Raw genomic sequence first — 1,032 nt, 5'->3', positions numbered from 1 at the left:
CGGCGGGCCGGCCCGCGCCGGTTACATCGTGATCGACATCCGCCCCGCGCCGGCGGCCGACTTCGCCGCGGCGGTGCGCGCCGGGCACGATACGCTGGCGGGGGTGGCGCGCAGCGCCGCTCCGCTGCCGCTGGTGGTGCTCGACCCGGGCCATGGCGGGCGCGACCCGGGGGCAATCGGCGCCTCCGGCACGCAGGAGAAGCGCATCGTGCTGGCCGCCGCGCTCGACCTCAAGGCGCGCCTCGAGGCGACGCGCAGCTGCCGCGTGGCGCTGACCCGCACGCGCGACGTCTTCGTCCCGCTGGCCGAGCGGGTGGAATTCGCGCGGCGGCGGGAAGCGGCGCTGTTTGTCTCGCTGCATGCGGACAGCGCGCCGGGCGCGCGGGGTGCCTCGGTCTACACGCTTGCCGAGACGGCTTCGGATGCGATGAGCGAGGCGCTGGCGCGTCGCGAGAACCGCGCCGACATCGCCGGCGGGTTGCGCCTTCCCTCGGTCAGCCCCGAGGTGCAGCGCATCCTGATCAGCCTGATGCGGCAGGAGACGCGGGCCGGTTCGGCGCGCATGGCCCGGCTTGCCGTGCGCGAACTGGGCGAGGAAGGGCCGCTGCTGCCCAATACCCACCGCGAGGCGTCCTTCGTGGTGCTGAAGGCGCCGGAGATCCCCTCGGCGCTGGTGGAGCTGGGCTTCCTGTCGGACCCGCGCGACGAGGCGGCGCTGAAGCGCGCGGACCATCGCGCGCGGCTGGCGGGCGCACTGGCGCGGGCGGTGCGGCAATGGCTCGAGGCGACGGGGGCGCAGGCGGCGGCCGGATAGACCGCGCGATCACGCCCGTTTGAGCGCTGGGCCGGGGGCGCGGGATGGTCGCGGAGTTGAAGGAAATCGTGTATTTGCCCGGTGTGTCATCGAATCCGCTACGCGCCGACGCGCCGCTCGACCCCGCCCGCATGAAGCGCCGGCGTGCCGGCCCGGCTGCGCCCGAGCCCAGCGCTGTCGCCGATGCCCCCGCCGCGGAGGCGCCGCCGCCCGGCCGC

Annotated in this window: 1 protein-coding gene; it reads left to right on the top strand. The window is 75.9% G+C overall.

Features of this window, described 5'->3' with window-relative positions:
- Positions 1 to 814 (top strand): N-acetylmuramoyl-L-alanine amidase family protein (locus HW578_RS26935; protein WP_198373764.1); only part of this gene is annotated, 814 nt, incomplete at its 5' end.
- Positions 815 to 1,032: the final 218 nt, after the last annotated feature.

The sequence above is a fragment of the Roseomonas rosulenta genome, from assembly GCF_016106005.1.
GTDB classification, from domain to species: Bacteria; Pseudomonadota; Alphaproteobacteria; order Acetobacterales; family Acetobacteraceae; genus Neoroseomonas; species Neoroseomonas rosulenta.
Note: the sequence above shows the minus strand (reverse complement) of the source record. Positions and strands in the feature narration are given on the sequence as shown.